Below are 1,248 nucleotides of genomic sequence, written 5' to 3' on the forward strand. Positions count from 1 at the left end.
CTAGCAAATTAAACGTGCCGCGCCAGCGAGCGCATTAGCGCATTCGACCGGACGATCGGTGGCCGCCGAACGGGTTATCGGAGGTCTCCAGTTGGTCAACACGTTGAATTCCCGTCTTGACCCGCTGATCGTCGGAAAATGGCTCTCGGTGCCGCAGCTCGGCCTGTTTCAACTCGGGCACAACCTTGCGCTACTCCCAACTCGGGAGATTGCGGTACCCATCCGCAAAATCGCCTATCCGGGCCTCGCCGCGGTGCTCAAGAGCTCCGAGGCACAAGGGGACTGCGCGCGTATTCGAATGGCGTATCAAAAAACCCGCGGCATCACCAACACCGCCACATTGTTTGTCGGCATCTGTTTCGCGCTGGTGGCCGACACGCTGATTGCAGCGCTGCTCAATGCGCAATGGCAAGCAACGGTCTACATTGTGCAATGGCTGTCCGCCGCGCTTGCCATACAAACTATGGGCACGATCTCGCATCCGCTCGCCATGGCCTGCGGAGAGACCCGGCTGCTGTTCCTCCGAAACCTGATCGTCTTTTTCCTGCGCATGCCGGTCCTCCTTCTGGGGCTCGCGCTCTTTGGCCTGCCTGGGATCGTAGGGGCGCGCGTGATCACGACGCTGATCATCGTCTTTGTCGACATGGACCTCGCGCGACGGCTGATCGGGCTCAGCATTCTTGCGCAATTGAAGATAAACCTCCGCGCCTTCGTCAGCATCGGCGTCATGGCCAGCGGGGTTTGGGCGCTTAAGAGTGTCGTCGGCGAGTTGGACGACCGCGCGCTCTTGATCGCGCAACTTGCTGCGGAAGTGCTCCTTGGCTCAATTCTCTACTTTGGATCGCTCACACTCCTCTGGCGCTTTGCAGGTCGTCCCGACGGGCCGGAAAGCGAACTTGGCAAGCTCGTGCTGAAAATCTACGCCCGACGTTCCCCACTTTGACTCAGCCAAAGCAAGCGCGAAAGTCTGGAGCACCTCGAAAACCCTCGTCAGCCTCGCCCCGGCCGCGCGATAATCAGAAAACATAGCAGAGTGATCGGCCAGAGGATGCACAACAGGAGGTTTGCCAGAGCGTATGTGATTGGAACCCTTAGGCGCTTGGAGAACTCCTTAGAGCTCTTTCTCACAAATAATAGCAGGACGACCCCATAGAGAATTAGGGTCAGGACCCATTGATTTGGTTGGACGAGCGTGATTCACCGTTCGAAAACGAGCGGTGAACATGTCTGATCTTTTTTGGCTGAGCG

At 57.9% G+C, this 1,248-nt stretch carries 1 protein-coding gene; it reads left to right on the forward strand.

Features of this window, described 5'->3' with window-relative positions:
* The first annotated feature begins 91 nt into the window (after nucleotides 1–91).
* The gene (locus ACXAJT_RS27565; protein ID WP_475242208.1) at nucleotides 92–943 is read left to right on the forward strand and encodes an oligosaccharide flippase family protein; all 852 of its coding nucleotides are present in this window, start codon (nucleotides 92–94) and stop codon (nucleotides 941–943) included.
* Nucleotides 944–1,248 lie beyond the last annotated feature (305 nt).

This window comes from Salipiger sp. ABF4_146 (assembly GCF_056161345.1).